Here is a 13,739-nt window from a genome sequence, read left to right on the forward strand (position 1 = left end):
TCACGGTGTTCTAGTGGCTAGGTATTCTCCGTGACCGTGGCGATGACGGAAAGGCAGTCTCCAGCCTTGATGAGGCCGGGTACGTGGCGCGCGGCAAGCAGCCCTGACATGGAGGCACGGTAATCGACCGGTGCTAGGCCGGTTTTCCCGATGGGATAAACCCGTGCGATTGTCTCACCAACCGTGACCGCGTCTCCCAGATCGCGGACAAAGGCGACGAGACCGTCGTCTTCGGCAAAGGTGAAGCAGTCGCTGGAGGGCATATCCAGCCAACGGCTTGGCGCGGCAACGGGTGAACCGGCCAATATGCCTGCATGTCGCAGCAGATTGATGGTGCCCCTGCGGGCGATATCGATCGATTTCGCGCTCGCCGTGCCGGCGCCGCCGAGTTCGGTGGTGACAAAGACCTTGCCCATTTCCTCGACGGTCGTGTCCAGCATGCCGACGGCGTCGATTTCCAGCATCTTCATCGAATAGGGGGCAGCAAAAGCGGCCACGGCATCAAAGCAACGGCTTTCCTGAGTTTTGTCGGGCAATTCGTGCGCCGCTGCATAGGGCAGGAAATCAAGCGTCCTGCCGCCGGAATGAAAATCGAGAACGATATCCGCGAGCGGTATCAGATGACGGGTGACGTAGTCGGCGATCTTCTCCGTCACGGTACCGTCAGGGCGACCGGGGAAGCTGCGGTTGAGGTTTCCCCGGTCGATGGGTGAGGTGCGTGTACCTGCGCGAAAGGCCGGGTAGTTGAGCGCTGGGACAATGATGATGCGGCCTTTCACTTCGGCCGGCTCGAGCGTCTGGGCGAGTTCGAAAAGCGCTGCCGGCCCCTCATACTCATCGCCGTGATTGGCGCCGGTCAACAGGGCGGTCGGCCCCTCACCATTGGCGATAACGCAGATCGGGATCATCACCGAGCCCCAGGCACTGTCATCGCGGCTGTAGGGCAGCCGCAGATGACCGTGTTGCACGCCCTTGCCGTAGAAATCGACGGAGGGCGTGATCGGGGAGGGGCGAAGCGCGGTCTTCAGCATCGTCTCAGCCCTTCACGAAGAGTTGCCGCGGTACATTGGAAAGGCATTCGACACCGGTGTCGGTAATCGCGATGCTCTCGGTGATTTCGAGCCCCATGTCTTCCAGCCACAGGCCGGTCATGAAATGGAACGTCATGCCGGGTTTCAGCTCCGTGCGGTCGCCGGGGCGAAGGCTCATGGTGCGCTCGCCCCAATCAGGCGGATAAGAAAGTCCGATCGGATAGCCGGTGCGGTTGTCCTTGATGATCCCGTATTTTTTCAGCACGGCAAAAAAGGCATTGGCGATGTCTTCGCAGGTATTGCCGGGCTTGGCTGCGGAAAGACCGGCCTCCATGCCCTCGAGCGTTGCTTTCTCTGCGTCAAGGAATGCCTGTGTCGGTTTGCCGAGAAAGACCGTGCGTGACAGCGGGCAATGATAACGACGGTACGCGCCGGCGATTTCGAAGAAGGTGCCTTCGCCTGAGCGCATTGGCTTGTCGTCCCACGTCAGGTGCGGGGCGGAAGCGTCGGCACCGGAAGGAAGGAGCGGCACGATGGCGGGATAGTCGCCGCCGAATTCTGCGGTGCCCCGAATGCCGGCATCGTATATCTCTGCCACGAGATCGCACTTGCGCATGCCCGGTTCAACGACGTCGACGATACGCTTGTGCATCAGTTCGACGATCTTGCCCGCCTTGCGCATATAGTCGAGTTCGGTCGGGCTTTTGACAGCACGCTGCCAGTTCACGAGGCCGGCGGCATCCTTGAAACGTGCGTTTGGCAGATGTTTGTTCAGTGATGCGAAAGCTGCTGCCGAGAAGTAATAATTGTCCATTTCGACACCGACCGCCAGGCCTGACCAGCCCCGTTCCTCGATGATCTGCGACAACAGGTCCATCGGGTGCCGTTCGGTCGATTGAACATAGTGATCGGGATAGCCGATGATATTGTCATGGGCGAGGTACGCCGTGCGCCTGGCGCCATTGGCATCCTGCTTGCGGCCATACCAGATCGGCTCACCATCAGGCGGCACGAGCACACATTGGTGGACGTAGAAGGACCAGCCGTCATAACCCGTCAGCCAATGCATGTTGGACGGGTCGGTGACGACAAGCAGGTCGATACCGGCACTTTCCATGGCTTTCCGGGTTTTAGCCAGGCGCGCGGCATATTCCTCGCGCGTAAAGTTCAGCGTTACACTCACGCTGCGTCTCCCATTTTTACGCTGTTTTCGATGATTTGGCCGCTGCCTGCGTCTTTGGCGCGGGCAAAGGCGAGATTGGCGATGGCTGTGTCCTGCACGCCGGTGCCGGTCAGATCGGCAAAGGTGATGTCTTCGTTCGAGAGGCGGCCCTGTGACTTGCCGGCAATCACCTCTCCAAGCTCCGCGAAGGACTGATCCCGCTCGACGTAACCCGCGGCAATCGCGTGATGCAATTCGCCGAGAATGCGGGTCTGCGTAAGCCTGTCCGCGACATAGCGCACTCTGGCGAATACGGCCGGATCGATTTCGTTCTTGTGCTCGGCATCCGATCCCATCGCGGTCAGATGCTGGCCTTCTTCCAGCCAGTCGGCGAGCAGGATTGGCTTTTCGGCCGGTGTCGTGGTGACGATGATGTCTGCGCGCCGCACGGCCGCCTCGGGATCGGCCACCGCGGAAACTTCGATGCCGTGTTCCCTGGTAAAATCGTTTGCGAGCTTTTCAGCCTTGTCATGGTTCCGAGCCCAGATCCGGACGGATTTGATCGGGCGTACCAGCGTCAAAGCCTCAAGCTGCAGACGCGCCTGCATGCCCGCCCCGAAAATCGTTGCGACGGACGCGTCCTTTCGTGCCATGTGCCGCGCCGCAACTGCACCGGCCGCAGCGGTGCGCACATCGGTGAGATAACCGTTGTCGAGAAGCAGGGCCTCCACCAGCCCGGTCCTCGCGCTGAAGAGGATCATCAGGCCATTGAGGCTCGGTAGCCCAAGCGTCGGATTGTCGAAGAAGCCGGGGCTGACCTTGATGGCAAAGCCGTCGAAACCCGGCACATAGGCAGTCTTAACATCCACTTCGCCGCGAAATTCGGGAATATCGAGCCGGAGGATCGGCGGCATGGCGACAGCTTTGGTGGCAAGGGCGCCCAAGGCCTGCTCCACGCAGTTGACCGCGGAAAGGTCGAGCTTAACGATGGCGCGCAGGTCTTTTTCGGTCAGGATGGTGATGCGGCTCATGCGGTTCCCCTGTCGATGATGGTCTTGTGGAGCGCCGGATCGATGTTTTCGCCCGATACGATGATCGCGGTCGGGCCGCTGATGTTGACCTTGCCCGACAGGACGGCGGCGAAGCCAACGGCGCCCGCGCCTTCCACTGTCAGTCCTTCCTCGTGCGCCGCATGGCGGATGCCTGCTGCGATCTCGTCTTCGGAAACCAGCGCGATGTCATCAAGCAATGCCTGGCAAAGCGCAAAGGTCACACGGTTCGCCAGTCCAATCCCGCCGCCGAGCGAATCCGCCAGCGTTTCTTCCTCCTGGACCGAGACGGGACGACCGGCTTTGACCGACGCATGCATGGCCGCACCTCGCTCCATGGAAATGCCGATGACCCGCGCGCTTGGGCTTAGCGCTTTCACCGCGACGGCGATACCGCCCGCGAGACCGCCGCCCGAGAGAGGAACGAGAATTGTCTTGAGGTCGGGCATGTCTTCAACGACTTCGAGGCCAATCGTGCCCTGGCCAGCCACGACCTCGGCATGATCGAACGGCGGGATAGCGGTGAGGCCGCCGCTTTTGGTCAGGCGCTCCACTTCCTCCTGCGCGTCATCCTGCGACCTGCCCACGATCCGGATCTCTGCGCCCAGCGCCCGGATCGCTTCCACCTTGTTTGCCGGCACCAGCGACGACATGCAGATCGTGGCAGGAATACCGAGTTTCTCTGCCGCATAGGCCACCGCCCGGCCATGATTGCCTGTCGAGGCGGTGACGAGGCCACGTTTGCGCGCCTCATCGTCAAGCGAGAATATGGCATTCATCGCGCCGCGCAGTTTGAAGGCGCCGATTGGTTGACGGGTTTCAAGCTTCAGATGAACGGGATGGCCACAGCTTTCGGACAGATTGTCCGAGCGGACCAGCGGGGTTCGCTCCACCTGTCCGGCAAGCCGCGCGGCCGCCTGCTCTATCGCGGCCAGCGAGACCGGAAGCGGGCTTTTTTCGGCGGATACGGACGGGTTTTCGCTCTTCATGATTGTCATGTTGTGAGCGAAGTAAAATCATGTCAATTATTATATTGTAATGATTCAATGATTTTCGATCGACAGCCTCAGCCGATCGAGCCGATATCATAGACCGGGGGCAGTTGCTCGAAGGTCTGCCGTACGGTGTTTAAAGCCTTGGCCAGGCTTGCATGATTGAGGCGGCCGCCGAGGCATATGCGGATGCCGCCGCCATGGCCGGGTCCGGCAATGAATGGTTCTGATGGGGTTACCGCGACATTCTGGTTCGTCAGCGCACGTACAAGGCCGTCCTCAGTCCAGCGTGGCGGAACCTTCAGCCAGGCACAAAAGGACAGGGAGTGGGTCGAGGCGATATGGTGGCTCAATATGTCCGCGGCAATTTTCTGCCGCATGCGCGCTTCAGCGCGCTGGACGTCCAGCAGCCGCCTTGCGGTGCCGTTTTCTACCCAGCGCGTGGCGATTTCTGCCGTGAGATAGGTTCCACTCCAGCTCGATACACGCAGGATGGAGGCGGCGCGGATGGAATAGGCGGGTGGTACGACGAGATAACCAACGCGCAGCCCGGTCAGCACCGTCTTGGTGAAGCTGGTGACGAAAAAGCCCAGATCGGGCAGCATTTCAGTGATGGATGGCAAATCATCCTCGATGATCGGGCGATAAACTTCGTCTTCGATGACAAAGACGCCGTAGCGTTCGGCAATTGTCGCAATCTCCCGTCTGCGCTCCGCGCCCGATACATGCCCCGTGGGATTGTTGAGGGTGGGAATAAGCACCAGCGCCCTGACGCCGCCTGATGCACACGCGGCCTCCAGCGCGTCCGGTAAAACGCCCTCTTCATCGGTCGGCAGGCCCTTGAGACTGAAACCGAGAATGTTCGACAGGCCGATAATGCCGTGGTCCGTGAGGTTCTCGCAGAGAACCACGTCGTTCGATCGAATGATGCAGCTCAGGGCAAGGAAAATGCCGTGGGCTGCGCCGTTAGTGACGAGGATACGCTCCGCCCCGGCGGTCACGCCCATCATGGTGAGCCAGGTTCGGGCGGTTTCCCGGTGGCTGTCGAGGCCGGCCACCGGCCGGCAGGGGCGCATGAAACCCGAATTGTCACCATCGGCCAATTCACGAAGGATGGCGCGTGAGGCGTTTTCATGCTCGTCGAGATAGACGCCGCGGATAATGGAGAGATCGAGGACCTCAGTCGGGCTGTGGTCGAGCATCATGCGGCCCGCCCGTTCCGTCACCCGTGTCTTCACGAAGGTGCCTCGGCCGATCTCGCCGCTGAGATAGCCCAGCCGCTCGGCCTCCTTGTAGGAGAGGCTGACGGTCTGGACGGAGAGGCCGAGTTCACGGGCGAGGTCGCGATGGGTCGGCATGCGGTCCATCGGCTTCAGAACGCCGGCGTCGATATCGGCGATGATGCGTTCGGTCAGTGCCGAATGTTTCGTTTCGCCCTTCTGCTTGGCGAGAACTGGCCGCCATGCCACCGGTTTCGTTGCGGGAACCGGATCGAGGCTGAGCGGATTGGCTTGACGGCGCATGAAATTGTCTCGTTTTAGACGAAGATGATTTCATGACATTATGCACGGTTCGGTGAAAAGATGAAGCCTTATGCAGCGTAGATGACAATTGCATCCAAAACAGGCGCAATCGTCATCTCCCTGCTGTCCAGACGAGCAGTTCCCGGTCCGGTAAAAGCCTCGCTGGTGATCAGATTTTTTCGCCAGCCTGGACCAGATCATCCATGACGCTGCGGACGGCGGCTTCGGCGATGGCGATGATCTCGTCCACCTCCGCCTTCGTCGTCACGAGCGGCGGTGCAAAGCCCAGAATATCGCCATGCGGCATGGCCCGCGCAATAAGGCCGCCGTTGCGTGCCGCCTTCGAAACGCGTGCACCAACCGCAAGACCCGGTGCAAAACGTGTCTTCTTTTCCCGGTCCGCCACGAATTCGATGGCGCCCATCAGGCCCACGCCACGCACCTCGCCGACGATTGGAAGCTGTGCGAACCTTGCCTTCAACTGCTCCTGAAAATAGTTGCCGACGGCCCGTGCATTGCCCGGCAGGTCTTCCTTTTCCACGATATCAAGCACGGCGTTTGCCGCAGCCGCACCGATGGGATGTCCGGAATAGGTGTAGCCGTGCGAGAAGGCGCCGACGCGATCAGCGCCGTCCTCCATCACCTTGTAGACTTTCTCTCCTACGATCGCGCCGGAGAGCGGGAAATAGGCTGATGTCAGCCCTTTGGCGACGGTGATCAGATCCGGCTCGATGCCGTAATGTTGTGAGCCGAACATGGAGCCTGTACGCCCGAAGCCGGTAATCACCTCATCGGCGATCAACAGGACATCGTATTTTCTGAGAACATCCTGTATCGCCGACCAGTAGCCTTCCGGCGGCGGCGTGATACCCCCCGTGCCAAGCACCGGTTCAGCAATAAAGGCACCGATTGTGTCGGGGCCTTCGCGCAGAATGAGCTCTTCCAGTTCGTCGGCGCGCCGTTTTGAAAATTCCTGTTCGGTTTCACCGGCTTCAGCGCCCCAATAATGGTGGGGGACGCCGGTATGCAGCACGCCAGCGCGCGGCAGGTCCATGTGGTCATGATAAAAGCTCATGCCGGTCATGGAACCGGAAACCACGCTGCAGCCGTGATATCCCCGCTCGCGGGAAATGATCTTCTTCTTCTCTGGCTTGCCGCGCAGATTGTTGTAATACCAGACGAGCTTGGCCTGGGTCTCGTTGGCGTCCGAGCCGGACATGCCGTAAAACACCTTGCTCATCTTGCCGGGCGCCATCTTCACCAGCCGGTCGGACAGGATCGCCAGTTCGTCGGTCGTGTGAGCGGCGTAGGAATGATAATAGGCGAGCCGATAGGCCTGACGGGAAATGGCTTCCGCCACCTCGGTGCGACCGTAACCGACATTGACGCAATAAAGACCGGCAAAGCCATCGATCAACTGCTTGCCGTGGGCGTCCTGAATGCGGATGCCCTTGCCGGTTTCAACTATGGTCGGTTCCCCGAGCTTGCCGCTGGCGAAGTCTTTCAGCTGCGTGAAGGGGTGCAGAACCGCATTTCGATCCATTTCCGCGATATTTTTGATGTCGATGGTCATAGGCGGGTTCCTTTCAGGCAGCCAGATTGCCGAAGCAGACATATTTGGGTTCAAGATATTCCATCAGGCCGTGGCGCGAGCCTTCGCGACCGAGGCCGGATTGTTTCCAGCCGCCGAAGGGAATTGGCGCACCGGTGAATTTCGGCGTATTGACGGCAACCATGCCGTATTCCAGCTGGTCGGTCAGGCGCATCGCCCGGCCCAGATCGTTGGTGTAGACATAGGCCGCAAGCCCCATCTCGGTAGCATTGGCGCGGCGGACGACCTCATTCTCGTCATCGAAGGGAAGGATGGCGGCTACAGGCCCGAAGGTTTCCTCACGTGCGATCAGCATGTCGTCAGTCACATCAGCCAGCACGGTTGGCGTTACGAAATTGCCGCCGAGCGGACTGTCCTGCCCGCCGCAGACGAGGCGCGCGCCAGCGGAGAGCGCCTGTGCGATCTGCTGACGGCACTTTTCGGCGACTGATGGCCGTGTCATCGGCCCAATGTCGATGCCCGGTTCAAGGCCGTGGCCAACGGTCAGTCTGGAAGTTGCGTCGGCAAACCGATCGATGAAGCGGTCATAGAGCGTTCGCTGAACATAGATGCGATTTGCCGCCAGGCAGTCCTGGCCAGATGTAGCGAATTTGGCGCTGATGCACCCCGCCACCGCTTGAGAAAGATCAGAATCCCCAAATACGATGAAGGGTGCATGACCACCCAGCTCCAGCGACGCTTTCTTGACGGTTGCCGCCGACTGGGTAAGGAGCAGCCGCCCGACCTCCGTCGAGCCAGTGAAGGAGAACGCCCGCACATCGGTATGCTCCAGAAGACGACGCGCCAGAGGCGCGGCTTCACCGGGCAGTACCTGCAATACGCCGGCCGGCATGCCTGCCTCCTCCGCAAGTTTTGCCAGAGCCAGCGCCGAGAGCGGAGTTTCGGGTGCCGGCTTGACGATCATGGTGCAACCGGCGGCAAGGGCCGCTCCTGCCTTGCGGGCTATCATGGCTGACGGGAAGTTCCATGGCGTGATCGCTGCCGTTACGCCGATCGGCTGCATCCGTACGGAGAGATTGCCACCTTTCAGGTGGCTCGGTATTGTCTCGCCATAGGATCGCTCGCCTTCGCTCGCGAACCAGTCGAGAAAATTGGCCGCGTAGGAAATTTCCCCCAGCGATTCTTCAAACGGCTTGCCCTGCTCGGCGCTGATGATAATGGCGAGATCGCGCGCATTGTCGCGCATCAGTCTGCCCCAGCTCCGCAGGATGTCGCCGCGTTCTACCGGCAGCGTCTCGCGCCAGTGAAGGAAGGCTGCGCTGGCGGCCTCTATGGCGGAATCGACATCATCGAGAGAGCAGGCGGTCACATCCACGAGATGGTCGCCGCCTGCTGGGTCGATGACGCTCAGCCTCTCGCTGCGCTCCACCCATACCCCGTCCAAAAAGGCGCGATGCTCGATCAGATCGGGCCGGCGAAGGTTCTTCAACGCGGCGCTGGCAATACCTTTCATGAATATGCTCCGTTTTCATTTGCGTGGAGCTTAGCGTCGCTGCATGATCGATCTCCGGCATTTATTTCCTGTTTGACGCAGGAATAATGCTAATTTTACCCAAATACGCAGGAATTCTGCATGACCAATATTGATCGAGCTGACAGGGCGCTGCTTGACGCCGTGCAAAAGAACAACCGTCTGACGTCGGAGGAGCTGGCGCGGATCGTCAATCTCTCGCCGACGGCCTGCCAGAGGCGGCTCAAGCGATTACGGGAGGAGGGAGTGATCGAGGCGGATGTGGCGATCATCTCGCCCAAAGCCGTGGGACGGGGCATCACCATGATCGTCCTCGTGTCGCTGGAACGGGAGCGCGCGGACATCGTCGATCGCTTCAAGGCGGCGATCCGTGCGACGCGCGAAGTCATGATCGGCTATTATGTCACCGGTGATGCCGATTTCATTCTGGTAATCACGGCAAAGGACATGGAGGACTACGAGGCCTTCACCCGCCGCTTCTTTTATGAAAACCACGACATTAAAGGGTTCAAGACAATGGTCGTCATGGACCGCGTGAAGGCCGGATTCGCCTTTCCTATCGAAGACTGACCGGCCAGAGGTCTGCTAACATGTCTGTGTCGGGACTTCCGCCTTTTGTACGGTCGTTCTAGTTCTGGACGGGCTGCAAGACCCTGCCCAAGCAGCGGGGAAAGGAAGGAGGCCCGGATATCCGTACGATGACAGATCCGGAGCCTCCGGGAGCTGGGAGTTCATGTAAGCCCTGCGCAGGCAGATCATGCGCTCGCAATTTGGAACATTGTCGAGCGCTATTGCGTGATTTCGGGTTCCACGAGTTTGGCAAGCTTGCGCAGTGACTCCTGCCAGCCGAGATAACACGCATCAGCCGGAATGATATCCGGCACGCCCTCCTGTTCGATATTCACTTCGGTGCCGGATGCGACTGCCTTCATGTTCACCGTGACTTTCATTTCGCCAGGCAGGTTGGGATCGTCGAAGCGGTCCGTGTAGACAAGGCGCTCTCCGGGTACGAGTTCAACATAGGTCCCGCCAAAGGAATGACTGTCTCCCGTCGTGAAATTTCGGAAAGACATCCGGTGATTGCCGCCGACCTTCGCATTCAGTTCATGAACGGTGCAGGTGAACCCGAATGGCGGGAGCCAGCTTGAAATCGCATCCGGTTCGATGAAAGCGCGATAGAGCTTTTCGGGTTTCGTTGCGAAGACGCGATGTAGACGAATGACGCTTGGCATGGTTTCCTCCTGTTGATGCGTTGTCATTCAACGTGGTCGATCATTGTCGGGCTGAACAGCAGCCGGATATAGCGGTGAAGATGGTCGAGGCTTTCGACGGCTTGCTGCGGATTCCCGCTCGCTTTTGCCAGAATGAAGGCGCCCTGGATGACGGCTTGAATGTGCAGGGCAAGACTTTCCGCCGTAAATGTCTCTGTTATCCTGTATTGATCCAGGGCTGCTTCGATATCGCTGACAAGTGTTTCGGCGTGGCCTGAAATGCTGGTCCAGCACGCTTGCCGGATCGCCTCGCTGGTCTCGTAAACCTCCTGCGCCATCGTGCCGACAAAGCAGGTAAAATCCGGCAAGTCGCCCTGTATCAACTGCTTGCGGAAGGCGACATAGTTCAGCAGTCGCTCCAGTGGATCAGCGGCATCGTGATAGGACGCGGTTTCGAACACGGCACCGGTTACCTCCGACCAGTGCTGGGCAGCCGCGACCGCCATTTCCTCCTTGCTGGAGAAATGGTGAAAGAATGCACCTTTGGACAGCTCGGCCTTGGCGCAGACATCGTCAACTGTCGTCGCGGCGTAACCTTTCGTCCGGATGACGGTAAATGCCGCCTCCAGCAGGCCCGGCCTGGTTAATGGGTTCTGTTTCCTTGCCACATCAAATCTCCCTTGCTTGATTAAATACAGACTAGTCGGTATTTAATCAAGCGGAATTTTACTGGTGTGTTGTCCGGTGACTTCCCGGTCCAATATTGTTGGGCAAGATGGCGCATAACAGAAGGCGCGCGCTCGATCCCGCGAGGGAGCGCGCCGCTCCCGCGCCGTCATTAATGCGCAGATCCGGGCAGTTCTACTCCAGCGCCACCATGTAGGCTGGTAACTGTTCTTCGAAAAATTTCGAGAAAGTTGCGATGCGGGGCGGCAGGGCCTGATAGGGCGGATAATAGAGCGTCAGCCAGAGTTCCGGCGGCGACCAGCCGGGCAGGACATGGACGAGGCGGCCACTGTGGATATGCTGTGCGATGTTGAAGCCCGGCAGCAAGGCGACCCCTGCGCCATCCGCAGCCATATCGGCCAGAACCTCGCCGCTATTGGCGCTGAACGCACGACCTGCCGTTATCGTGATACTTGACCCGCCATCTGACAAGACCCAATTCTCCCGACGGCTCTCGCCGCTGTAGGCAAGGCAATCGTCAGGCGTCAGTTCAGCTGGGTGTTTCATCTGCGCGAACCGGCTGCCCGGAGCCGCCACCAATATGCGCGGTACAGCCCTGATCTTGCGCCATATGGTGAATTTGTCCGATGGGGCGGACGAGATACGGATCGCCAGATCGTAGTCATCATCCACGATATTGACCAGGCCGTCCGATAACGAAATCTCGAAGCACATTTTCGGATAGAGTTCCCGGAAGCCCGACAGGATCGGCGGCAGCACCGTTTTGCCGAGCCATGTCGGCGCGCTGATCCTCAGGCGTCCCTCGTCGGCCTTGTGGGCGTTGCGAACATCGCGCCGGGCGTTCTCCAAAGCCTCGACCGGCGGCTGAATCTGTGCGGCGAAGACGGCCCCGTCCGTCGTGAGCGATACCTGACGGGTGGTCCGGACGAATAATTGCACGCCGAGATCATCTTCAAGTGCTGCAATCGCACGGGTGACGGCCGCTGCCGTCATGCCGAGTTCACGGGCCACCTGCGCGAAGTTGCGCTTTTCGGCCGCCATCAGGAAGGTTTTGAGAGCTTTGTGATCGTTCATCTCTATTATTTCAAAAATCGCAATTCATTCGAGAAAAATATTGCAATTCCGCGATGCAATCAAGCGGGTTACATCTTTCTCCATCGAAACGGGCATACCAACAGCGAAAGGCGCCGACGATGATCAAGGATATCAAGGGCCTGCACCACGTTACCTCGATGGCGTCGGATGCGCGGCAGAACAACGGCTTCTTCACCGATACGCTCGGCCTGCGCCGGGTCAAGAAAACCGTTAACTTCGACGAGCCAAGCGTCTATCACCTTTATTACGGTGACGAAAAGGGAACCCCGGGCACCGTCATGACGTATTTTCCCTTCGCCAACATGATGGCCGGCCGTCCGGGCGTCGGCGAAGTGGGCGAGACACAGTTTTCCGTCCCCAAGGGTTCGCTCGGCTTCTGGAAAGATCGTCTCATTACGAAAGGTGCCGCCGGCCTTCAGGCCGATACGGTCTTCGGTGCACAGCGCCTGCGTTTTACCGGTCCGGATGGCGATGGACTCGCGCTGATCGAAACGGATAACGATGCCCGCGCTCCATGGCTTGCCGAGGGCATCTCCGAAGACAACGCCATACGCGGCTTTACCGGCGCGCGCTTCAATCTGAATGATACGGCGGCGACCGAGGAACTGCTTCGCTTCATGGGATATGAGCGCGCCGATGCAGAAGGCGATGTAACCCGCTTCGTCATTCCCGGCGGCAACGGCGCCGATACGATTGATCTCGCCACACTGCCAAAGACGCCCTTTGCCCGTCCGGGAGCCGGTTCGGTTCATCACATCGCTTTCGCGGTTGAAAACCGTCAGAAGCAGCTGGACGTGCGCAAGGCGCTGATGGACACCGGCTATCAGGTCACCGCTGTCATCGACCGCGATTACTTTTGGGCGATCTATTTCCGCACGCCGGGCGGCATCCTGTTCGAAATTGCCACCAACGAACCCGGTTTCGATCGTGACGAGGATACCGCGCATCTGGGCGAAGCGCTCAAGCTGCCAAGCCGTTATGAGCCTTTCCGCAATCAGATCGAGGCGAACCTCGCTCCCCTTGCGGCATAAAGCGGGTCGTTGATCCGCATCCACTGAAGAAATCATATCCACGCTTTCAAGGCGGCTGCCCCTGCCGGGCAGCTGACCGGCGAAGCCTCGTCAATTTCACCGCCGTCGATCGGCAATCACCACCTGAACGGAGAACCACCATGTCCAAGCTCGAAGTCCTTACTCCCGCCAACAGCCAGCTCATCTTCATCGACCAGCAGCCGCAGATGGCTTTCGGTGTGCAGTCGATCGATCGCCAGACCCTGAAGAACAATGTCGTCGGCCTCGCCAAGGCGGCAAAGATCTTCAACATTCCGACGACCATCACCACGGTTGAAACGGAAAGCTTCTCCGGCAACACCTTCCCGGAACTGCTGGCAGTATTCCCGGAAAACGACATTCTCGAGCGTACCTCGATGAATTCCTGGGATGACCAGAATGTCCGCGATGCCCTGGCGAAGAATGCCGCCAACGGTCGCAAGAAGATCGTTGTTTCCGGCCTCTGGACGGAAGTGTGCAACACCACCTTCGCTCTTTCGGCGCTGCATGATGTCGCCGATTACGAAATCTACATGGTGGCGGATGCATCTGGCGGCACCTCTGTCGATGCGCATAAATATGCCATGGACCGCATGGTGCAGGCGGGCGTCATCCCCGTCACCTGGCAGCAGGTGCTGCTGGAATGGCAGCGCGACTGGGCGCGCAAGGAAACCTATGACGCCGTCACCTCGCTGGTGAAGGAACATTCAGGCGCTTACGGCATGGGCATCGATTATGCGGTCACGCATGTTCATGGCGGCGCAGAGCGCGTCAAGCACGGCAAGCGCATCGGCCCCAACCCCGCGAAATAAGCTTTCAACCCTGACGCGCCGGCGGGATCAATATCCCGGCCGGCG

At 59.5% G+C, this 13,739-nt stretch carries 13 protein-coding genes; 3 read left to right on the forward strand and 10 right to left on the reverse strand.

All coding sequences use genetic code 11. The features are described 5' to 3' along the window. Window positions 1–17 precede the first annotated feature (17 nt). The 7 genes from doeB to ACZ47E_RS14425 all read right to left on the reverse strand — a co-directional run bounded on the left by doeB (window position 18) and on the right by ACZ47E_RS14425 (window position 8,822). Window positions 18–1,031: a N(2)-acetyl-L-2,4-diaminobutanoate deacetylase DoeB gene (gene doeB, locus ACZ47E_RS14395; RefSeq protein WP_112637367.1), complete on the reverse strand. Its 1,014-nt coding sequence runs from the start codon at window positions 1,029–1,031 to the stop codon at window positions 18–20. A gap of 4 nt (window positions 1,032–1,035) precedes the next feature. Further along, the gene (gene doeA, locus ACZ47E_RS14400; protein WP_035207453.1) at window positions 1,036–2,214 is read right to left on the reverse strand and encodes an ectoine hydrolase DoeA; all 1,179 of its coding nucleotides are present in this window, start codon (window positions 2,212–2,214) and stop codon (window positions 1,036–1,038) included. Further along, window positions 2,211–3,224 carry an ectoine utilization protein EutC gene (gene eutC / locus ACZ47E_RS14405; protein WP_278067737.1) on the reverse strand — a complete coding sequence of 338 codons (1,014 nt, stop codon included), beginning with the start codon at window positions 3,222–3,224 and terminating at the stop codon, window positions 2,211–2,213. The genes doeA and eutC overlap by 4 nt, the downstream gene beginning before the upstream one ends. Then, window positions 3,221–4,240 (reverse strand): hydroxyectoine utilization dehydratase EutB, encoded by a 1,020-nt coding sequence (gene eutB, locus ACZ47E_RS14410; RefSeq protein WP_278067736.1) that lies wholly within the window; start codon window positions 4,238–4,240, stop codon window positions 3,221–3,223. The genes eutC and eutB overlap by 4 nt, the downstream gene beginning before the upstream one ends. 68 nt (window positions 4,241–4,308) lie before the next feature. After that, window positions 4,309–5,757: a MocR-like ectoine utilization transcription factor EhuR gene (gene ehuR, locus ACZ47E_RS14415; protein ID WP_108081752.1), complete on the reverse strand. Its 1,449-nt coding sequence runs from the start codon at window positions 5,755–5,757 to the stop codon at window positions 4,309–4,311. 169 nt (window positions 5,758–5,926) lie between these two features. Next, window positions 5,927–7,330 (reverse strand): aspartate aminotransferase family protein, encoded by a 1,404-nt coding sequence (locus ACZ47E_RS14420; RefSeq protein WP_100911317.1) that lies wholly within the window; start codon window positions 7,328–7,330, stop codon window positions 5,927–5,929. A gap of 13 nt (window positions 7,331–7,343) precedes the next feature. Further along, window positions 7,344–8,822 (reverse strand): NAD-dependent succinate-semialdehyde dehydrogenase, encoded by a 1,479-nt coding sequence (locus ACZ47E_RS14425; protein WP_037090519.1) that lies wholly within the window; start codon window positions 8,820–8,822, stop codon window positions 7,344–7,346. A 120-nt stretch (window positions 8,823–8,942) separates the two neighbouring features. On the opposite strand from ACZ47E_RS14425, the gene ACZ47E_RS14430 reads away from it, so the two are divergent. Continuing rightward, on the forward strand, window positions 8,943–9,410 hold the full coding sequence (locus tag ACZ47E_RS14430) for an Lrp/AsnC family transcriptional regulator (RefSeq protein ID WP_006699972.1): 468 nt from the start codon (window positions 8,943–8,945) through the stop codon (window positions 9,408–9,410). A gap of 218 nt (window positions 9,411–9,628) precedes the next feature. Here the strand turns inward: ACZ47E_RS14430 and ACZ47E_RS14435 are convergent, their stop codons facing one another. The 3 genes from ACZ47E_RS14435 to ACZ47E_RS14445 all read right to left on the reverse strand — a co-directional run bounded on the left by ACZ47E_RS14435 (window position 9,629) and on the right by ACZ47E_RS14445 (window position 11,812). Next, complete coding sequence (locus ACZ47E_RS14435; RefSeq protein WP_022563373.1) at window positions 9,629–10,072, reverse strand: SRPBCC family protein; 444 nt, start codon at window positions 10,070–10,072, stop codon at window positions 9,629–9,631. A 23-nt stretch (window positions 10,073–10,095) separates the two neighbouring features. After that, window positions 10,096–10,719, reverse strand: coding sequence for a TetR/AcrR family transcriptional regulator (locus ACZ47E_RS14440; protein WP_044459519.1), 624 nt, complete (start codon window positions 10,717–10,719; stop codon window positions 10,096–10,098). Window positions 10,720–10,912: 193 nt separating this feature from the next. Further along, entirely contained in the window at window positions 10,913–11,812 is a 900-nt protein-coding gene (locus ACZ47E_RS14445) for a LysR family transcriptional regulator (protein ID WP_278067734.1), read from the reverse strand. A gap of 119 nt (window positions 11,813–11,931) precedes the next feature. Here ACZ47E_RS14445 and ACZ47E_RS14450 point away from each other — a divergent pair, with 119 nt between their 5' ends. Together ACZ47E_RS14450 and ACZ47E_RS14455 are read left to right on the forward strand one after the other, a co-directional pair. Next, entirely contained in the window at window positions 11,932–12,864 is a 933-nt protein-coding gene (locus tag ACZ47E_RS14450; RefSeq protein WP_464017000.1) for a ring-cleaving dioxygenase, read from the forward strand. Between the two features lie 140 nt (window positions 12,865–13,004). Continuing rightward, window positions 13,005–13,694 (forward strand): hydrolase, encoded by a 690-nt coding sequence (locus ACZ47E_RS14455; RefSeq protein ID WP_278067733.1) that lies wholly within the window; start codon window positions 13,005–13,007, stop codon window positions 13,692–13,694. The last annotated feature ends 45 nt before the right edge of the window (window positions 13,695–13,739 follow it).

The organism is Agrobacterium sp. 5Ca39 (genome assembly GCF_055382365.1).

Coding starts and splice junctions, on each gene's coding strand:
- doeB (WP_112637367.1), bottom strand. CDS start 1,031: ATGCTGAAGACCGCGCTTCGCCCCTCCCCGATCACGCCCTCCGTCGAT.
- ehuR (WP_108081752.1), bottom strand. CDS start 5,757: ATGCGCCGTCAAGCCAATCCGCTCAGCCTCGATCCGGTTCCCGCAACG.
- ACZ47E_RS14425 (WP_037090519.1), bottom strand. CDS start 8,822: ATGAAAGGTATTGCCAGCGCCGCGTTGAAGAACCTTCGCCGGCCCGAT.
- ACZ47E_RS14420 (WP_100911317.1), bottom strand. CDS start 7,330: ATGACCATCGACATCAAAAATATCGCGGAAATGGATCGAAATGCGGTT.
- eutC (WP_278067737.1), bottom strand. CDS start 3,224: ATGAGCCGCATCACCATCCTGACCGAAAAAGACCTGCGCGCCATCGTT.
- ACZ47E_RS14430 (WP_006699972.1), top strand. CDS start 8,943: ATGACCAATATTGATCGAGCTGACAGGGCGCTGCTTGACGCCGTGCAA.
- ACZ47E_RS14450 (WP_464017000.1), top strand. CDS start 11,932: ATGATCAAGGATATCAAGGGCCTGCACCACGTTACCTCGATGGCGTCG.
- eutB (WP_278067736.1), bottom strand. CDS start 4,240: ATGACAATCATGAAGAGCGAAAACCCGTCCGTATCCGCCGAAAAAAGC.
- ACZ47E_RS14445 (WP_278067734.1), bottom strand. CDS start 11,812: ATGAACGATCACAAAGCTCTCAAAACCTTCCTGATGGCGGCCGAAAAG.
- ACZ47E_RS14455 (WP_278067733.1), top strand. CDS start 13,005: ATGTCCAAGCTCGAAGTCCTTACTCCCGCCAACAGCCAGCTCATCTTC.
- ACZ47E_RS14435 (WP_022563373.1), bottom strand. CDS start 10,072: ATGCCAAGCGTCATTCGTCTACATCGCGTCTTCGCAACGAAACCCGAA.